The 15037-nt window shown below is 59.2% G+C and carries 17 protein-coding genes; 11 read left to right on the forward strand and 6 right to left on the reverse strand.

Going from position 1 to position 15037, the window contains the following annotated elements:
* Positions 1–309: 309 nt before the first annotated feature.
* From PH552_RS27300 to PH552_RS27315, 4 genes are all read left to right on the forward strand, one after another.
* A complete protein-coding gene (locus PH552_RS27300) occupies positions 310–744 on the forward strand; it encodes a sugar 3,4-ketoisomerase (protein ID WP_285166421.1) in 435 nt (144 codons plus the stop codon).
* A complete protein-coding gene (locus tag PH552_RS27305; RefSeq protein ID WP_112343965.1) occupies positions 744–1859 on the forward strand; it encodes a DegT/DnrJ/EryC1/StrS family aminotransferase in 1116 nt (371 codons plus the stop codon). The genes PH552_RS27300 and PH552_RS27305 overlap by 1 nt, the downstream gene beginning before the upstream one ends.
* A gap of 85 nt (positions 1860–1944) precedes the next feature.
* Positions 1945–3237 (forward strand): glycosyltransferase family protein, encoded by a 1293-nt coding sequence (locus PH552_RS27310; RefSeq protein ID WP_112343964.1) that lies wholly within the window; start codon positions 1945–1947, stop codon positions 3235–3237.
* Between the two features lie 20 nt (positions 3238–3257).
* Complete coding sequence (locus PH552_RS27315; protein ID WP_210209435.1) at positions 3258–3857, forward strand: GNAT family N-acetyltransferase; 600 nt, start codon at positions 3258–3260, stop codon at positions 3855–3857.
* Between the two features lie 399 nt (positions 3858–4256).
* Here the strand turns inward: PH552_RS27315 and PH552_RS27320 are convergent, their stop codons facing one another.
* From PH552_RS27320 to PH552_RS27340, 5 genes are all read right to left on the reverse strand, one after another.
* Positions 4257–5231: a hypothetical protein gene (locus PH552_RS27320; RefSeq protein ID WP_145644372.1), complete on the reverse strand. Its 975-nt coding sequence runs from the start codon at positions 5229–5231 to the stop codon at positions 4257–4259.
* 82 nt (positions 5232–5313) lie between these two features.
* Complete coding sequence (locus PH552_RS27325) at positions 5314–6246, reverse strand: CgeB family protein (RefSeq protein WP_112343962.1); 933 nt, start codon at positions 6244–6246, stop codon at positions 5314–5316.
* A 132-nt stretch (positions 6247–6378) separates the two neighbouring features.
* Positions 6379–7125 carry a phosphodiester glycosidase family protein gene (locus PH552_RS27330; RefSeq protein WP_483315509.1) on the reverse strand — a complete coding sequence of 249 codons (747 nt, stop codon included), beginning with the start codon at positions 7123–7125 and terminating at the stop codon, positions 6379–6381.
* A gap of 66 nt (positions 7126–7191) precedes the next feature.
* Positions 7192–7884, reverse strand: coding sequence for a 4Fe-4S dicluster domain-containing protein (locus tag PH552_RS27335; protein WP_112343961.1), 693 nt, complete (start codon positions 7882–7884; stop codon positions 7192–7194).
* A gap of 101 nt (positions 7885–7985) precedes the next feature.
* Positions 7986–9566, reverse strand: coding sequence for a trimethylamine methyltransferase family protein (locus PH552_RS27340; RefSeq protein WP_112343960.1), 1581 nt, complete (start codon positions 9564–9566; stop codon positions 7986–7988).
* A gap of 257 nt (positions 9567–9823) precedes the next feature.
* Between PH552_RS27340 and PH552_RS27345 the strand changes: the two genes are divergently transcribed.
* Positions 9824–10525: a corrinoid protein gene (locus PH552_RS27345; protein ID WP_069613213.1), complete on the forward strand. Its 702-nt coding sequence runs from the start codon at positions 9824–9826 to the stop codon at positions 10523–10525.
* A gap of 64 nt (positions 10526–10589) precedes the next feature.
* Here PH552_RS27345 and PH552_RS27350 read toward each other — a convergent pair whose 3' ends face one another.
* Positions 10590–10751, reverse strand: coding sequence for an entericidin domain-containing protein (locus PH552_RS27350; protein WP_015340221.1), 162 nt, complete (start codon positions 10749–10751; stop codon positions 10590–10592).
* Positions 10752–10766: 15 nt separating this feature from the next.
* On the opposite strand from PH552_RS27350, the gene PH552_RS27355 reads away from it, so the two are divergent.
* The 6 genes from PH552_RS27355 to PH552_RS27380 all read left to right on the forward strand — a co-directional run bounded on the left by PH552_RS27355 (position 10767) and on the right by PH552_RS27380 (position 15026).
* The gene (locus PH552_RS27355) at positions 10767–11405 is read left to right on the forward strand and encodes a DUF1638 domain-containing protein (protein ID WP_112343959.1); all 639 of its coding nucleotides are present in this window, start codon (positions 10767–10769) and stop codon (positions 11403–11405) included.
* A gap of 234 nt (positions 11406–11639) precedes the next feature.
* Positions 11640–11942 carry a virulence factor gene (locus PH552_RS27360; protein ID WP_112343958.1) on the forward strand — a complete coding sequence of 101 codons (303 nt, stop codon included), beginning with the start codon at positions 11640–11642 and terminating at the stop codon, positions 11940–11942.
* Entirely contained in the window at positions 11935–12513 is a 579-nt protein-coding gene (locus PH552_RS27365) for a methylenetetrahydrofolate reductase C-terminal domain-containing protein (protein WP_112343957.1), read from the forward strand. The genes PH552_RS27360 and PH552_RS27365 overlap by 8 nt, the downstream gene beginning before the upstream one ends.
* Before the next feature lie 3 nt (positions 12514–12516).
* Positions 12517–13623 (forward strand): methylenetetrahydrofolate reductase, encoded by a 1107-nt coding sequence (locus PH552_RS27370; RefSeq protein ID WP_112343956.1) that lies wholly within the window; start codon positions 12517–12519, stop codon positions 13621–13623.
* Between the two features lie 103 nt (positions 13624–13726).
* Positions 13727–14695: a methyltetrahydrofolate cobalamin methyltransferase gene (locus PH552_RS27375; RefSeq protein WP_112343955.1), complete on the forward strand. Its 969-nt coding sequence runs from the start codon at positions 13727–13729 to the stop codon at positions 14693–14695.
* A 1-nt stretch (position 14696) separates the two neighbouring features.
* Positions 14697–15026 (forward strand): hypothetical protein, encoded by a 330-nt coding sequence (locus PH552_RS27380; protein ID WP_112343954.1) that lies wholly within the window; start codon positions 14697–14699, stop codon positions 15024–15026.
* Positions 15027–15037 lie beyond the last annotated feature (11 nt).

The following is a 15037-nucleotide window of genomic DNA, read 5'->3' on the forward strand; positions in this document are numbered from 1 at the left end:
CGATCCTACGATCCGGGTTAATTCGCCCTCCGCCAATTGCCGACGAACACCGCAAACGATCACAGAAACGAGGGGCAAGCCTTGAATGACGTCCTGTTGCAGATGAGCTAGAGCGTTCCCCATGCGACGGCCTGCGTTGTCTTCCGCCCCGTTGGCGGGGTAGTGCAGTGGTAATGTCACCTCAATCCGATCGACGACAGTTTCGGACAAGTGTGGAGTGGCAAATTGGCCTTTGGAGGCTCTGATCCGGCACCGGCGAGCAAAGGATGTCGGGCGATCGGGCCTAATCCCATGGAGGATCGATAAGGCATGCTCAATTTTTCAGATGTGCGCGAGCAATCGGGTGGCTGGGAGATTCTCAACTTTCCGCGCATACCCGACAACCGTGGGAATTTGACCTTTCTCGAAGGTAATCGCCACGCGCCGTTCGACATCAAGCGTGTCTATTACCTTTACGACGTTCCGGGCGGCGCCCATCGCGGCGGACATGCCCATAAACAGCTCCGTCAACTGATCATTGCCATATCCGGCAGCTTCGACGTCGTTCTGGATAACGGCTTCGAAAAGAAGCGGTTCTCGCTCAATCGCTCCTATTACGGCCTCTATGTTCCGGTGATGACATGGCGTGAGCTGGATAATTTCTCGTCAGGCTCCGTCTGCCTCGTTCTCGCCTCGGAACACTATGACGAGGCCGACTACTATCGCGATTATGAAGAGTTCGTGCAGGTGGTTAGGGGCGCATAATGAATACGGTTCCCTTTTTCGACCTGTCCGCGACACAGACGGACATTCAGACCGCGCTCGATGATGCTGCCAAGCGCGTCGTTTCCAGCGGCTGGTTCATCCTCGGCAAGGAACTGGAAGCTTTCGAGAACGAGTTTGCCTCCTATATCGGCACAAGGCATGCGATCGGCGTCGGCAACGGCCTCGATGCCCTGACGCTCACGCTGCGTGCCTGGAAGGAACAAGGGAAATTGAAGGATGGCGATGGCGTCATCGTACCGGCCAACACCTACATAGCGAGCGTGCTGGCGATCACGGAGAACAATCTTCGCCCTGTTCTCGTCGAACCCGATGAAGCCACTTACAATCTGTCTGCAGAAGGTATCGAAGCCGGCGTACTGCAAAATGCAAAGGCGGCGATGGCAGTCCATCTCTATGGTCAAGCCGCCGATATGCCCGCTATCGCGGCCTCTTGCCGGAAGCATGGACTTCTGCTCATTGAAGACAGCGCGCAGGCGCATGGCGCGGCGATCGGCGCCCGAAAGGTCGGAACCTTCGGCCATGCCGCGGGCTTCAGCTTTTATCCGACGAAGAATCTCGGCGCACTCGGCGACGGCGGTGCGATCACCACCGATGACGACGAACTCGCGGCTCTGCTGAAGGCGATACGCAATTACGGGTCGGAGCGAAAATACCATAACAGTCATCAAGGCCCGAACAGCCGCCTCGACGAGATACAGGCAGCGTTCCTGCGGGCGAAGCTGCCGCACCTAGACGAACAGAACGCACGCCGGCGCAAGATCGCCGAGCGCTATTGCAGAGATATCGTCAATCAGCATCTGCAGCTGCCCGTCGTTTCGGGCGATCCGGCAAGTCACGTCTGGCACCTCTTTGTGGTTCGCTGCAAGCAAAGGGATGCGTTGGCCGCTCACCTTGCCGAGCAGGACATTCAGACCGCGGTGCATTACCCGATACCGATCCATAAGCAGACCTGTTACCGGCATGTGATGAGCGATGTCAGCCTGCCGCTGACGGAGGCCATCCATCGCGACGTTCTCTCCCTGCCCATGAGTCCGGCGATGAATGCCGAGCAGGTCGAACGCGTCATCAATGCCGTCAACGCCTTCGCCGTATAACCAGCGAAGGGACCGGAAGGGAACCGGGTTCAATGGTTCCTGACGGCCGCCGCTTGCGAAAGCTTCCCGAACAAAAGGAAACGCCATGTTCATCAACATCAATAGTCTTGAGCAGGAGTTGAAGACGATGTTTGAGAGCAACGAGATCGAAAGCTTTCTGGCGATGCTGACGCAGATGTTCTTCGAGATGTTGAGCGATCCGCGGTTCAGGGGCCAGGCCCTTTTCGAGCCGATTTCCGATGGCTATCTGCAAAAACTGGCGCTATCGCTCTGCGACTATAATCTGGAAGGGCGCCACAAGAACGCCGTTCTGCACGTTGCAACGGAAGTATACGATACCGGCGGCCACACGCGCGTGCTGGAAGACATCGTCGCCAATTTGCCCGACAAGCGTCATGTCCTCGTCTTGACGGGCGGAGCCGCGGGGCGGCCGCCCCAACTCTCCAAACTCCTGCAGGAGCGCTTCGCGACCCTCGGCCTGTCGGTCATCTATTTGCATCGCCAAGCGCTCTTCGACCGGGTCAAAGAGCTGGTCGCGCTCATTCGCAATCTGGCGCCGCATACGATTTTCCTGAACGCCCATCATTTCGATAGCGTCGCCTACGGCGCAGTTTGCGGTTACAGCGCACCCCGAGTCCATTTCCTGCATCATGCGGATCACCAGCCGAGCCTTGGCGCCACCCGAACCGACTACGAGCATTTTGATCTGACGCCGGAATGCCACGGCGCTTGTCGCAAACATCTGAAGTTCGGTCCGAAAATGCTGCATATGAGCGCCGCCGATCATGGCATGGTCTGCGACGGGCCGACCGACGAAGCGACATCCCTGGTCTGCGTAACTTCTGGAAGCGCCCAAAAATTCCATGGCGAAGTCGGTTTCGGCTATCCGCAATTGGCCTCGGCCCTTCTCAAAGCCGGCGTCGACCGATTGCATCACATCGGCCCGTTCCCGGATGTGCTGCAGCAGCAGGTCCGCAATCAGCTAGCGATCGATGGCTCAGATCCCGGCAGGATTGTCTTCGAGGGTCCGGTTCCCTCACTTGTCACGCGTCTGAAGGAGATCGCGCCCGACTTCTATCTGGAATCTCATCCGGTCGGCGGCGGAAAAGCAAGAGTCGAAGCTCTTGCCCTCGGGCTGCCTATTCTCAGGGCGGAGCCGCCCGAGAAACTTCCGCTTTTTCGCTGGGTTGATGGCGAACTCGGCTCGGCGGCAATCATCTCGCACCTCGGCGACGTCCCGGCTGCCGTCGACAAAATCAGGACGACGGGCAAGGCCATGGGCGCGTCCAACAGAGAATTCTATCAGCAATTCCATGCGCCCGATGTCTTCCGGCAGAAACTGCTGAACATGACCGAACCGGTCCCGGCTGGTCTCTGATCCCGGGCAGCATTCCCCGAATGCTTGCTTTCGACAAAAGCCTCAAACGCCGAGTAGCGCCGCAAATGACGAATTTTGACTGGTTCGATAAACTGCAGTTGAAGACCATACAGCTGGTCCCCGCCCGGAGCGAGCATGCGGATTACATTTATTCGCTGCGCATCGATCCTCTCTACAATACCCATCTCTCCCCGCCTCCCGCCTCCGCCGAAGCGCAGCGCGCATGGATCGAGCGATATGTCCAACGCGAGCAGCAAGGCGAGGAGTTCTATTTTGTTATCGAGCGATTGGACAAAGTCGCATGCGGTACCGTGCGCCTCTATGATTTCCGCGGGCCCTCCTTCTGTTGGGGAAGCTGGATCTTGGATCACAATAAATCCCGCTATGCGGCGATTGAATCGGCCCTGTTGGTCTACCGCATCGGTTTTGAACACCTTGGCTTTGACGAAAGCCATTTTGACGTGAGACGGGAAAACAGGAAGGTCATCAGCTTTCACAAAAAGATGGGCGCCATCACCACTGAGATCGATGACGACAACGAATATATGCGCCTTCCCAAGGAAGTATTTTACGAAAAGCAAAGAGACATCATCGATTTTCTTGGCAGAAGCGCAGATTAAGCGCAGCGGGATGTCTGCCGCCCACCGTCGAGCAAGCTGCCTCGCATCGATGATGTCCTGGGCACGATTGACGGCTGTTCGACCGCGATCATAGACACGATGCTTGTAGCCGGTGAATGCAGTGAAGCTGTTGAGATGGGCCCAGACCAGTTCGTTCGGCTTATGAAAGAGATGCGTGCCGTAGCGGTGAACCTCGATACCGGTCTCTGTCGAACTCGCTATAGGCGTTGCCGCCGATATGGCTTCGCCGATCGATCAGAAGCACGTTCTTCTGCAAGCTCGTTGGCCACCCGCTCCGCGATCGTCGCGCCATAAAAGCCGGCGCCAACCACAAGCAAGTCAAACATCGGCGAAATTGATCATGATCGCAAGACCAACCTTCTTGCCGCCAACTTTCGATCAGACCTGCCCGAATACACTGAAGACCTCCAGTTCGAACTTTGTCTCTTCGACGGCAATAGAGCGCCGGTAGACGCCGAAATCCTCGAACCTCTCCGGGAAATTCTGGATCACGTCACCGATCGCCCTTGAAATCTCGTGCATTCTTTGGAGATGGTTGCCGAACTTGTATTTGGCCGGAATGGGCAAATCCTCGAAATTGTTGGCCGAACCGTTCCGACCGGTGATCACGCAGCATCCGAGGAGCGCCGCTTCACGCGGCATGCGATCCTTGCCGGCATGCGGACCGAAGTCGACATAGAGCTTCGCCTGCGCCATGTTTTGGTGGACTTCCGTCGGCGACATGTTGCTCAGGATCTTGAATTCATATTGCGGAGACATGATCGCCAGTTGGCGCTCGAAAGCCTCGGCCTTGTCGTTGAACAGAACCAGATCGCGCCGCTGCTGAAGCGGCTGTGGCGCCACGTTGTTTGCCAGTGTCGTAAAATCCGAGATCCGCAAGACATCGCTGAAGCCCAAAACACTGAGCTGTGCCGTGGCATAAGCGGATTGCGACAACATCTTGCAGTCGTTCGCCAGAAGGAACTGCACGCCGCCCAACGGCATCAGATGTCCCATGCCGTAATCGAAACTCAACCACCAAAAGGCCTTAACCGCCTTCTTGAAGAGCGGAATCAGATGCGGCCATATCTCCGGAAATACCACGATCGCGTCTTCGTTGTCGATGATATAGTCCGAGCTTTCGGTCGCGTAGGCCCGATATTGCGGATGGATGGCATTCTCGTATTCCCGAAATACCATCGCTGTTTCCCCCTTAGGGGACGGCATCAGCGAGTGATCGGAACCGTTGGTATAGACCATTCTGGCGTTGCGCCCGATTTTGGTCAGCCTCGCGCAGAGCTGGTGAAGGGCTTCCGGGCCGCCCGTCATATGATTGGGTGGGCAGAGGATGTAGATCGTTTCATTTCCAGTCATAGTCGCAGTCCGCCTTCACATGTCGTTTGCCGATTCACCCGCCACAGGCGCCCGGTTCGCCGCCAAAATGCTCTAAAAAAACCTAGCCGCCCCTCGTCATCAAAGCGGAAAGGATGGCCGCCTGCTGGCGCTCGCACATGAGGCCGAAGCCGCGGCCCCCGATTGCCGACCGTCTCTCGTCGTCGCGAACGAGTTCGATGCAGGTTTCGACAAGCCGATCATAGTTGCAAAACGCCATTCCCTTGGCAAAAGCGGCCACTTCCGGGTCATGGATATTGCCCTCGCTGACGACACAGGCGCCATTGGCAAGCAGGAAGGAAACGCGGCAAATCTCGAAGATCGCGGCGTCGAAATGATGCACGTTGAGGACGATTTTGGAGCGCCCGATGAAGGCGTCGCGCTCGGTGCCGTAGACACCGAACAGGTGAACGAGGTTCAGCCCGCTTGCTTGCAGCGCCACAAGCACATTCTTGCGGCGTTCGTTGATCGAGCCGTAAAAGAGAACGTCGATATCCTTCACCGGCGCTTGCGGCACACGCGTCAGGTGCCTGTTGTATCCTACATCGAGAATTTCAGCGGGAACGCCGAACCTGGCCAGTCCCTGGCGATTGCGCTCGCTGTAATCGAGCACGGCGAATTTCTTGAGCAATCCGAGATAGCGATGATTGATCCAACTGCTTTCAGCCGAGACCTGCTCCATATTCACGATGATGCTCTCGGGCGGCAGCCATTGCGCTGCGACCGACGGCAGCAAATTTGCGCCGTAAACGATCGGCACCCGTCCGTTCCACTCTCGCGGATCGGTAACCAGAGGCGCGCTGCCGCCGAGTTCGGCAAAGGCGTAGTGGAGACCAAGGGCAACATCCTCGAAAGCGCGGCTGTGCACGTAGCCCTCTGGGCTGACGATCCAAATGCAGTGCCGATCCTTGTGATGCTCCCAACCGAAAGGAAAGGCTGGCAGGGCGTGTTCCGCGCCATGCGATGCGACAGTCTGCTTCTCCGCTTGCGCGTACATGTTGATCCTTCTCGAAGACTCGCTGGAACCCCTCGCTTGGAAACTGCGCGATGGGCCTTGCTCAAACCTTGCGAGGCCGAGAGCCGATGGAGAGCTTCGGGAAGGCATTCTTGCCTGTGTATGGAAGCTGCCCTAGCCTGGCAGCATTTGTGTTACCGCAATGATCGGACCGAGCGGAAACAGGCTGTCGCGCCTTTGCCATTCCGGTATGTCGATGCTGGAAATGCTGCCGTCGAGAAACAGCGCATTCGGACATTGCAGATCATCGCGGAACAGCGTCGCAAAATCGTGGAAGCGCACCGGGCCGTCGGAAATCGCAAACACGACGAGCCCATCGGCGGTGACGCCGACGCCGTTTCTCGTCTTGAGACTGGTGCTATCGGCCAGAAATGACGGATGAAGCTTGCCGTCGATGACGAGCATCGGGCCGGACTGAGTCGCATAGAACGGCTTTGTACCGGAAGCAGCGAAGGTCTTGCTTTCCACGATCCCGGCCTTGCCTCTATCGACATAGAAAACCCCGTTCGGCAAGAGATGGAAATTGCCCCAGCCCCTATTGGTGTTGATCGCCTTTACCTCGCGCCCGTTTTCGATGAAGAGACCAACAGGAGATTGATCATCGAGATACATGCCGCCATTCATGGCAAAGCGCACATAGACGCGATCCTGGCGCAGATCTATCTCCAGTGCCCGGAACGAGCCGTAAGGCTTGCCGTTGTGATCATTTTGGAAAATCTGGATGTCGTAACGGGCGGGATCGAAGGTGCAAACCGTGTAGCTGTCGCCGAGATGCTCAACCTTCCGGCAATCTTCGCCAGCCGAGGCGGTGGCGGCGAAGGCAAGAACGGCAAGGATGAGCATCAAACGAATCAAGCGCATAGCTCCGCACCAATAGCACAGGCCCTGGAATGCACCGCAATGCGGCGAAACGAGGAACCCGCGAGGCTAAAGCTGAAGTGCCGCCATATGGAATGCAAGCTGTTCGGCGGGATATCGATAGGTTGCACCGACAGGGCAGATGTTGCGTGCGAGGCAGCCGCCGACCATGCAGCCGGCCTGCCCCTCCTGCGTGCGCAAATGCGAGCGACAGGCCTGAACATCGAAACCGGTCGTGGTAATGGCCTCGACGGGACAGGCGGTGAGGCAAGGCTTCTCCACGCATGACGCGCATGGATGCGGAGAAGACGCTGTCGTCCGAGCCGCCTTTAAATCCTCGGCAAATCCCAGGGCACCACGATATCCATGCCATAGGCCGTATTCCGGATGGATCAATATGCCGAGCGGCGACGGCTGCAATCCCTCGGCCTGCATCGCCCAGCGCTGGAACGGCTGCCACGGGGGATCCGAAGGAAAATAAGCCGTGGCCCCCAATGTCTTTGCGACCGGACGGATGATCTCTTTCGACCAATCGTCGAGAGGATCGATGCGTGTCCCGTTGCCGGGCATATCTCGCCAAGCCGAAAATGCCGGCCAGATCGAGCCGCCGATATTGCCCAGCAGCGCGACGCTGCGCACGGGCGTGCCATTGGTCAGCAACGGTCCTTCGCCTTCATTGAAGGACACAACGCCTCGAACGAAAACTCCGTGGACGCCGAGCGCCGCACGGAGCTGTTCGAGTATGACAGGGCCGCGGCTCACCGTGGCCCCTTATATTGATAGTGCGGCCGCCAGACTTCCTTCTGGATCAGGTCGGCAACGCGTATGGCACCGCCTTGCTCCCTGGCGGCCTCGGGCTCTCTTCAGGTGAAGGCGTCCGGCATGGAATCCTTGCGCTTCTGGATATAGGCCAGAAGAGCCTCGTCGATGGCCGGATCGAGCGGCGGCGCTTCGTAATGATCGAGCCAGGAGCGGCAAAGTGCGTTGGCGCGCTGCTCGATGCGCTTCTGGCCTTCAATCTCCCACTGCTCGAAGGAGTTGTTGTCGGCGAGCGGCGAGCGATAGAAGGCGGACTGGAAATTCGCCTGCGTGTGGCCGCAGCCCAGATAATGGCTTCCCGGGCCGACTTCGCGGATGGCATCCAGTGCCTGGCCATTGTCGGAGAGATCGATACCTTCAGCCATCTTCTGCATCATGCCGAGCTGGTCCTGGTCGATCATGAACTTCTCATAGGAGGAGACGAGCCCCCCTTCGAGCCAGCCGGCCGCATGAAGCACGAAATTCGTGCCCGCCAGCAGCGTCATGTTCAAAGTATTGGCGGATTCATGCGCGGCCTGTGCATCCGGCACCTTCGACGCGCAGAGCGAACCGCCGGTACGGAACGGCAGGCCGAGACGGCGGGCAAGCTGCGCTGCACCGTAAGAAACAAGCGACGGCTCCGGCGTGCCGAAGGTCGGCGCGCCCGACTGCATCGAGATGGATGCGGCGAAGGTGCCGAACAGAACCGGCGAGCCCTTGCGGATCAGCTGCGTGAAGGAAGCTCCGGCCAGCACTTCGGCCAGAATCTGCGTCAGCGTGCCCGCGACCGTCACCGGGCTCATCGCGCCCGAGAGAATGAAGGGCGAAACGACCGAAGCCTGATTGTGCCGCGCATAGACCTTCAAGGCGCCAAGCATGGTCTCGTCGAACACCATCGGCGAATTGGCGTTGATGAGGTTCAGGGTTACGCAATTATTCTCGACGAAATCGTCGCCGAACACGATCTTTGCCATAGCGATGGTGTCTTCGGCACGCTCCGGTGCCGTGACCGAGCCCATGAACGGCTTGTCGGAATATTTGATATGGCTGTAGACCATATCGAGATGGCGCTTGTTGACCGGGATATCCACCGGCTCGCAGACCGTGCCGCCGGACGAATGCATCGACGGCGCCATATAGGCGAGCTTCACGAAATTGCGGAAATCTTCGATCGTCGCATAGCGGCGGTTGCCCTCGAGATCGCGCACGAAGGGCGGGCCGTAGACGGGCGCGAAGATCGTCGCCTTGCCGCCGACATGAGCGTTGCGGGCGCTGTTGCGCGCATGCCAGGTAAATTCCTTCGGCGCGGTCTTCAGAAGTTCGCGGCAAAGTCCCTTCGGAAAATGCACGCGCTGCCCGCGTACGTCGGCACCGGCGTCCTTCCAGAGCGCCAGAGCTTCCGCATCATCGCGAAACTCGATGCCGATTTCCTCCAGAACCCTGTCGGCATTGCGTTCGATGAGCTGCAGGCCCTCTTCGTCAAGCACTTCATAGACGCCGATCTTACGGGTGATATAGGGGAGCGAAGGACCCGGCCCGCCGCCGCTGCGCGAAGCGCGCCGCGCTGCCGCACCCCTGCCCTCGCTGCGCGAACGCCGTCCGCCGCCGTCATTGCCTGCAGCCGGTTGCTCAATCATATCGTCCATGATGTTTCCTCACTCCTGCGCATGAATGCGTCTATCAGGCTCCATGCTACCTGATTCCGACAAGCGGACGTTCCTTAATGCGCCAGCAATTAGCATAGGACAGACATCGGCTGACAATATCAACTGTTCTTCGTCCGTCGCGATTGTTCCGTGCGACGTCGCATTCAAAAAGAGTTTTGGCGGCCTTCCGGTCTATCCGTAATGGCGGCAGTGTTTTATACAAGTCTCTGATGCTGCACGAAAATGGGATGGAGCGCATGTCTGACGACGAAATCATTCTCTCGGAACTTTCTGATGAAGAGCTCGTGCAGCAGATGCATGACGATCTGTATGACGGTTTGAAGGAAGAAATCGAGGAAGCGACCAATATCCTCCTCGAACGCGGCTGGGCTCCTTACGATGTCCTGACCCAGGCGCTGGTCGAGGGCATGCGCATCGTCGGCATCGATTTCCGCGACGGCATTCTCTTCGTTCCGGAAGTGCTGCTTTCGGCCAATGCGATGAAGGCAGGCATGGCGATCCTGCGGCCGCTGCTGGCACAGACCGGCGCCCCCAAGCTCGGCAAGATGGTGATCGGCACCGTCAAGGGCGACATTCACGACATCGGCAAGAACCTCGTCGGCATGATGATGGAAGGTGCCGGTTTCGACGTCATCGACCTGGGGATCAACAACCCGGTCGAAAACTATCTTGACGCCATCGAACGCGAACAGCCTGACATTCTCGGCATGTCGGCGCTGCTGACGACCACCATGCCCTACATGAAGGTCGTGATTGATACGCTGAAGGAAAAGGGCCTGCGCGACGACTATGTCGTGCTGGTCGGCGGCGCACCGCTGAACGAGGAATTCGGCAAGGCCGTCGGTGCCGACGCCTATTGCCGCGACGCAGCCGTGGCGGTCGAAACCGCCAAGGAATTCATGAAGCGCAAGCACAACAGCCTGGCTGCCGGCGCCTGATCGCTTTATTTCTCCGAGCCGGCGACGAAAAGGTTGTCGCCGGCCCGTGGACATCCCAAATGAGTTACTGAGCAGCCTTCTTGACGGTATGACCGGCGTCTTCCGTCGCATTGACGGCGTTTGCCGTATCCCTGCCCATGCCACGAATGGTGTTGGAGCACGAAGCAAGCACCATAAGCACGGCGAAGGCAGCGGCGATTTTGCTTGTTGTCGATACGGTCATCATCAGGAGCCCCTTTGAATGGATGTTGATCGGCAAGATTCGGAGAAAAACCCTCCGCGCGATAAACGCGCCGCAACTCAAAAAGTTCATGTGATCGCGTGCGGCGCAATCGCGCGCGAAATACTGGCGATCGTCAGAATAAACAGCCTCGACCACATCGACCTGCACTGTCTTCCCGCAATCTACCATTCCTATCCGCAGAGGATCGCGCCGGCGCTGGAACAGGCGATCGTCGATGCCCGCTCGCGCGGGTTCGACAAGATCTTCATCGGTTATGCAGATTGCGGCACCGGCGGCGATATCGACAGGATTTGCGAGCGCGAGGGGATAGAACGCCTGTCCGGCCCGCACTGTTACTCCTTCTTTACCGGCAACGAAGCTTTCGCGGCGCGTGAGGATGATATCACCTCGTTTTTCCTCACCGACTTTCTGGCCCGCCAGTTCGAATCCTTCGTCGTCGTCCCACTGGGTCTGGATCGTCATCCCGAGCTGCGCGATATGTATTTCGGCAACTATCGCAAGGTCGTCTACCTTTCGCAGGAAGAGGATCCCGCCTTGCAGGCGAAGGCGAAGGAAGCCGCCGCCTATCTCGGCCTTGACTATGAATATCGCTTCACCGGCTACGGCGACCTTGCCCGCGAACTGTCGGTCGTCTGATTGCGGCGCCCTGTCGTTTCTCGCCCGCTGCTGCTTTGTCGCCACCGACATGCTGGACGAGTGAGGCACATTCAATCACAGTTCGAACCCGGTAATTTCAAAGGAAAATGCCCGTTAGGAACGCTTGCGGACAAGCTTTTCATGCGGCGTCGCTTTTCGGCATGTGCCGCGTCGTGGCGAGCGCAGTCCAATGGTCTGCCGGCGTGCATTCTGGCGTGAAGAGGAGATTTGTGCATGGCAGATCGCATTGTCGTCTACTGGCGGGACATTCCGGCCCAGGTGATTATCAAGAAGGGCAGGCAGACGGCAAAACGTGAGCTTTCGCTACGCTTTACCGAAGCAATAGACATGTGCGCCATGCGCACCGGCGCCGCCGAAACCGACGACTACCTGGCCGAATGGCGCAAGGCGGATCCCGTGCCGGTCTCCGACGATCTCGAAGCCGAGGCGGACAAGGCGGCGAGCGAATTCGAGGCCGCCTATGATCGCGAGCGGCTGGTGGCACTGGTGAAATCCGGAGGCCGCGACAATGGCTGATGCCGTTCAGAAGCCCGGCAATGCCGCCGCGGGCGCAAAGGCGGCCAGCGGCGCCTATACCCCAGCCGGCGTCTCGCCCAACCGCCGCGCCCGACGCAAATATACCGTTCGACTCTGGGCCGTCCGTCATTCGCGCTTCTTGGAATGGTTCTACCGTCGTTTCGCCGACGCTTTCCTGCTGCTTCATCCGCTGTGGAAGGCACTCGGCTATGACCGGGTGGAGCGCCCGATCACCTTCATCGAACGCAATGTGAAGGGCTTCCTGTTCGATTGCCGCATGTGCGGCCAGTGCGCTCTGTCGTCGACGGGCATGTCCTGCCCGATGAACTGTCCCAAGCAGCTGCGCAACGGTCCGTGCGGCGGCGTTCGCGCCAATGGCAATTGCGAAGTGGAGCCCGATATGCCTTGCGTCTGGGTGCAGGCCTGGAACGGTTCTAGGAACATGACCCACGGTGACGCGATCCTCAACGTGCAGAAGCCCGTGAACCAGTCGCTGCGCGAAACCTCCTCGTGGCTCCGCGTCACGGCTGAGGCCGCTGCATCCCGCGAAACGGCAAGCAAGGAAGCCTGAGCGATGGCGCATATCGATGAAAATCCGCTTGGTGCGCATCTGCCGCTCGATCCCCTGCCCGGCCACTCCTCGCTCGGGCGGCTGGAACGCGTGCTTCGCCGCGGCGAGTTTGCCGTCACCGCCGAACTGAACCCGCCCGACAGTGCCAATCCGGAAGACGTCTACGAACGTGCTGCGATCTTTGATGGCTGGGTAGATGGCATCAATGCCGTCGATGCTTCCGGTGCCAACTGTCATATGTCGTCGGTCGGGATCTGCGCGCTGCTGACGCGGATGGGCTATGCGCCCATCATGCAGATCGCCTGCCGCGACAAGAACCGTATCGCCATCCAAGGCGACGTGCTGGGTGCGTCGGCCATGGGCGTGCAGAATATCATGTGCCTGACCGGTGACGGCGTGCAGGCCGGCGACCAGCCCGGCGCCAAGCCGGTCTTCGATCTCGATTGCATGTCGCTGCTCGAAACCGTACGCATTATGCGCGACAACGCCAAATTCCTTTCCGGCCGCAAGCTGACGTCGCCGCCGAAGGTCTTTCTCGGCGCCGCCATCAATCCCTTCGCGCCGCCCTACGACTTCCGCCCCTATCGGCTGGCAAAGAAGATCGAGGCCGGGGCGCAGTTCGTCCAGAGCCAGTATTGCTACGACGTGCCGATGTTCCGCGAATACATGAAGAAGGTGCGCGATCTCGGCCTCCACGAAAAATGCTTCATTCTCGTCGGCGTCGGCCCGCTCGCCTCGGCAAAGACCGCCCGCTGGATGCGCTCCAACGTACCGGGCGTCCATATTCCCGATGAGGTCATCAAGCGCATCGAGGGTGCACAGGATCAGAAGAAGGAAGGCAAGCAGCTCTGCATCGACATCATCAACGAGGTGAAGGAGATCGAGGGCGTTTCCGGCATTCACGTCATGGCCTATCGCCAGGAAGAATATGTCGCCGAAATGGTGCATGATTCCGGCGTTCTGAAGGGCCGCCAGCCTTGGAAACGCGAGGCGAGCCGCACCGATGCTCTCGTCGCCGAGCGGCTGCACCAGATCAGCGAAGGCAGAGAAGAAAACCAGCAGGCAATGGCGGAGATCGCCGCACATCATACGCCGCCGCAGGCACATTGAATTCGAGACGATAGCAGCAGGCCAGGAGAGGAACCGGCCGGCTTGTAACCCAGATCACCGCACGATAGACCAGCTATCGGGCCAACTGACCAGAGGATCAGATATGACGCGTACCATCGTTGCCTCCGCCACCCGCGAGATCATCATAGGCTTCGACCAGCCCTTCTGCGTGATCGGCGAGCGCATCAACCCGACGGGGCGCAAGAAGCTCGCTGCAGAGATGATCGAAGGCAATTTCGACACCGTCATCAAGGACGCGCTGGAACAGGTCGCCGCCGGTGCGACCATGCTCGACGTCAATGCGGGCGTCACCTCGGTCAACCCGAACGAGACCGAACCGGGCCTACTGGTACAGACGCTTGAAATCGTGCAGGGTCTGGTCGACGTCCCCCTTTCGATCGACAGCTCGGTCACGGCGGCGATCGAGGCTGCCCTCAAGGTTGCCAAGGGCCGGCCGTTGGTCAATTCGGTCACGGGCGAAGAGGAAAAGCTCGAAGCCATTCTGCCGCTGGTCAAGAAATACGATGTGCCCGTCGTCGCCATCTCGAACGATGAGACCGGTATTTCCATGGACCCGGACGTCCGTTTCGCGGTTGCAAAGAAGATTGTTGAGCGCGCCATGGATCACGGCATCAAGCCTGAGGACATCGTCGTCGACCCGCTCGTCATGCCGATCGGGGCGTTGGGCGATGCAGGCCGTCAGGTTTTCGCGCTGCTGTACCGCCTGCGCAATGAACTCAAGGTCAACACGACCTGCGGCCTTTCCAACATCTCCTTCGGCCTGCCGCATCGCCACGGCATCAATGCGGGCTTCATCCCGATGGTCATCGGCGCGGGCATGACCTCCGCCATCATGAATCCCTGCCGCCCGCAGGAAATGGAAGCCGTGCGCGCCGCCAACGTGCTGAATGGCACGGATGCCAATTGCACCAACTGGATCATGACCTATCGTGACTACAAGCCGGCCGAAGGCGGCGTTGCAGCTGCCGCAGCCACGGCAGCCCCTGCCGCCGGCGGCGGACGCCGTGGCGGTCGGGCAGCGCGCGCCGGTGCGGGAGCAGCGAGGGAATAAGATGGCATCCGGTCGCGGCCTATCCAACGATCTTGCCACGCTTTGGCTGCAGGCGCCCGTCGTGATCGCCATACGGCTGCAGCAGATGTGGATGGACGCGCTGTCCGGCAGCGTGAACGCCGCCGAAATGAACCGGATGATCTCGGAGAAGATGATGGCTGCAGCGGAAAGCGCCGTTGCCGTCAACGCAGCAATGGTGCAACAGGGTTTCGCGGCTCTGACGGCCGCAGGCGAGACAAGCCAGCGCAGCATCGCCGATGCGGTCGCCCACGCCGCGATAAAACCCTATAGCAAGCGCGTTCGCTCGAACGTGCGCCGTCTTAGCAAATAGAAAGGCTGATC

The organism is Rhizobium aureum, from assembly GCF_030182495.1.
Taxonomy (GTDB): Bacteria; Pseudomonadota; Alphaproteobacteria; order Rhizobiales; family Rhizobiaceae; genus Rhizobium; species Rhizobium tropici_C.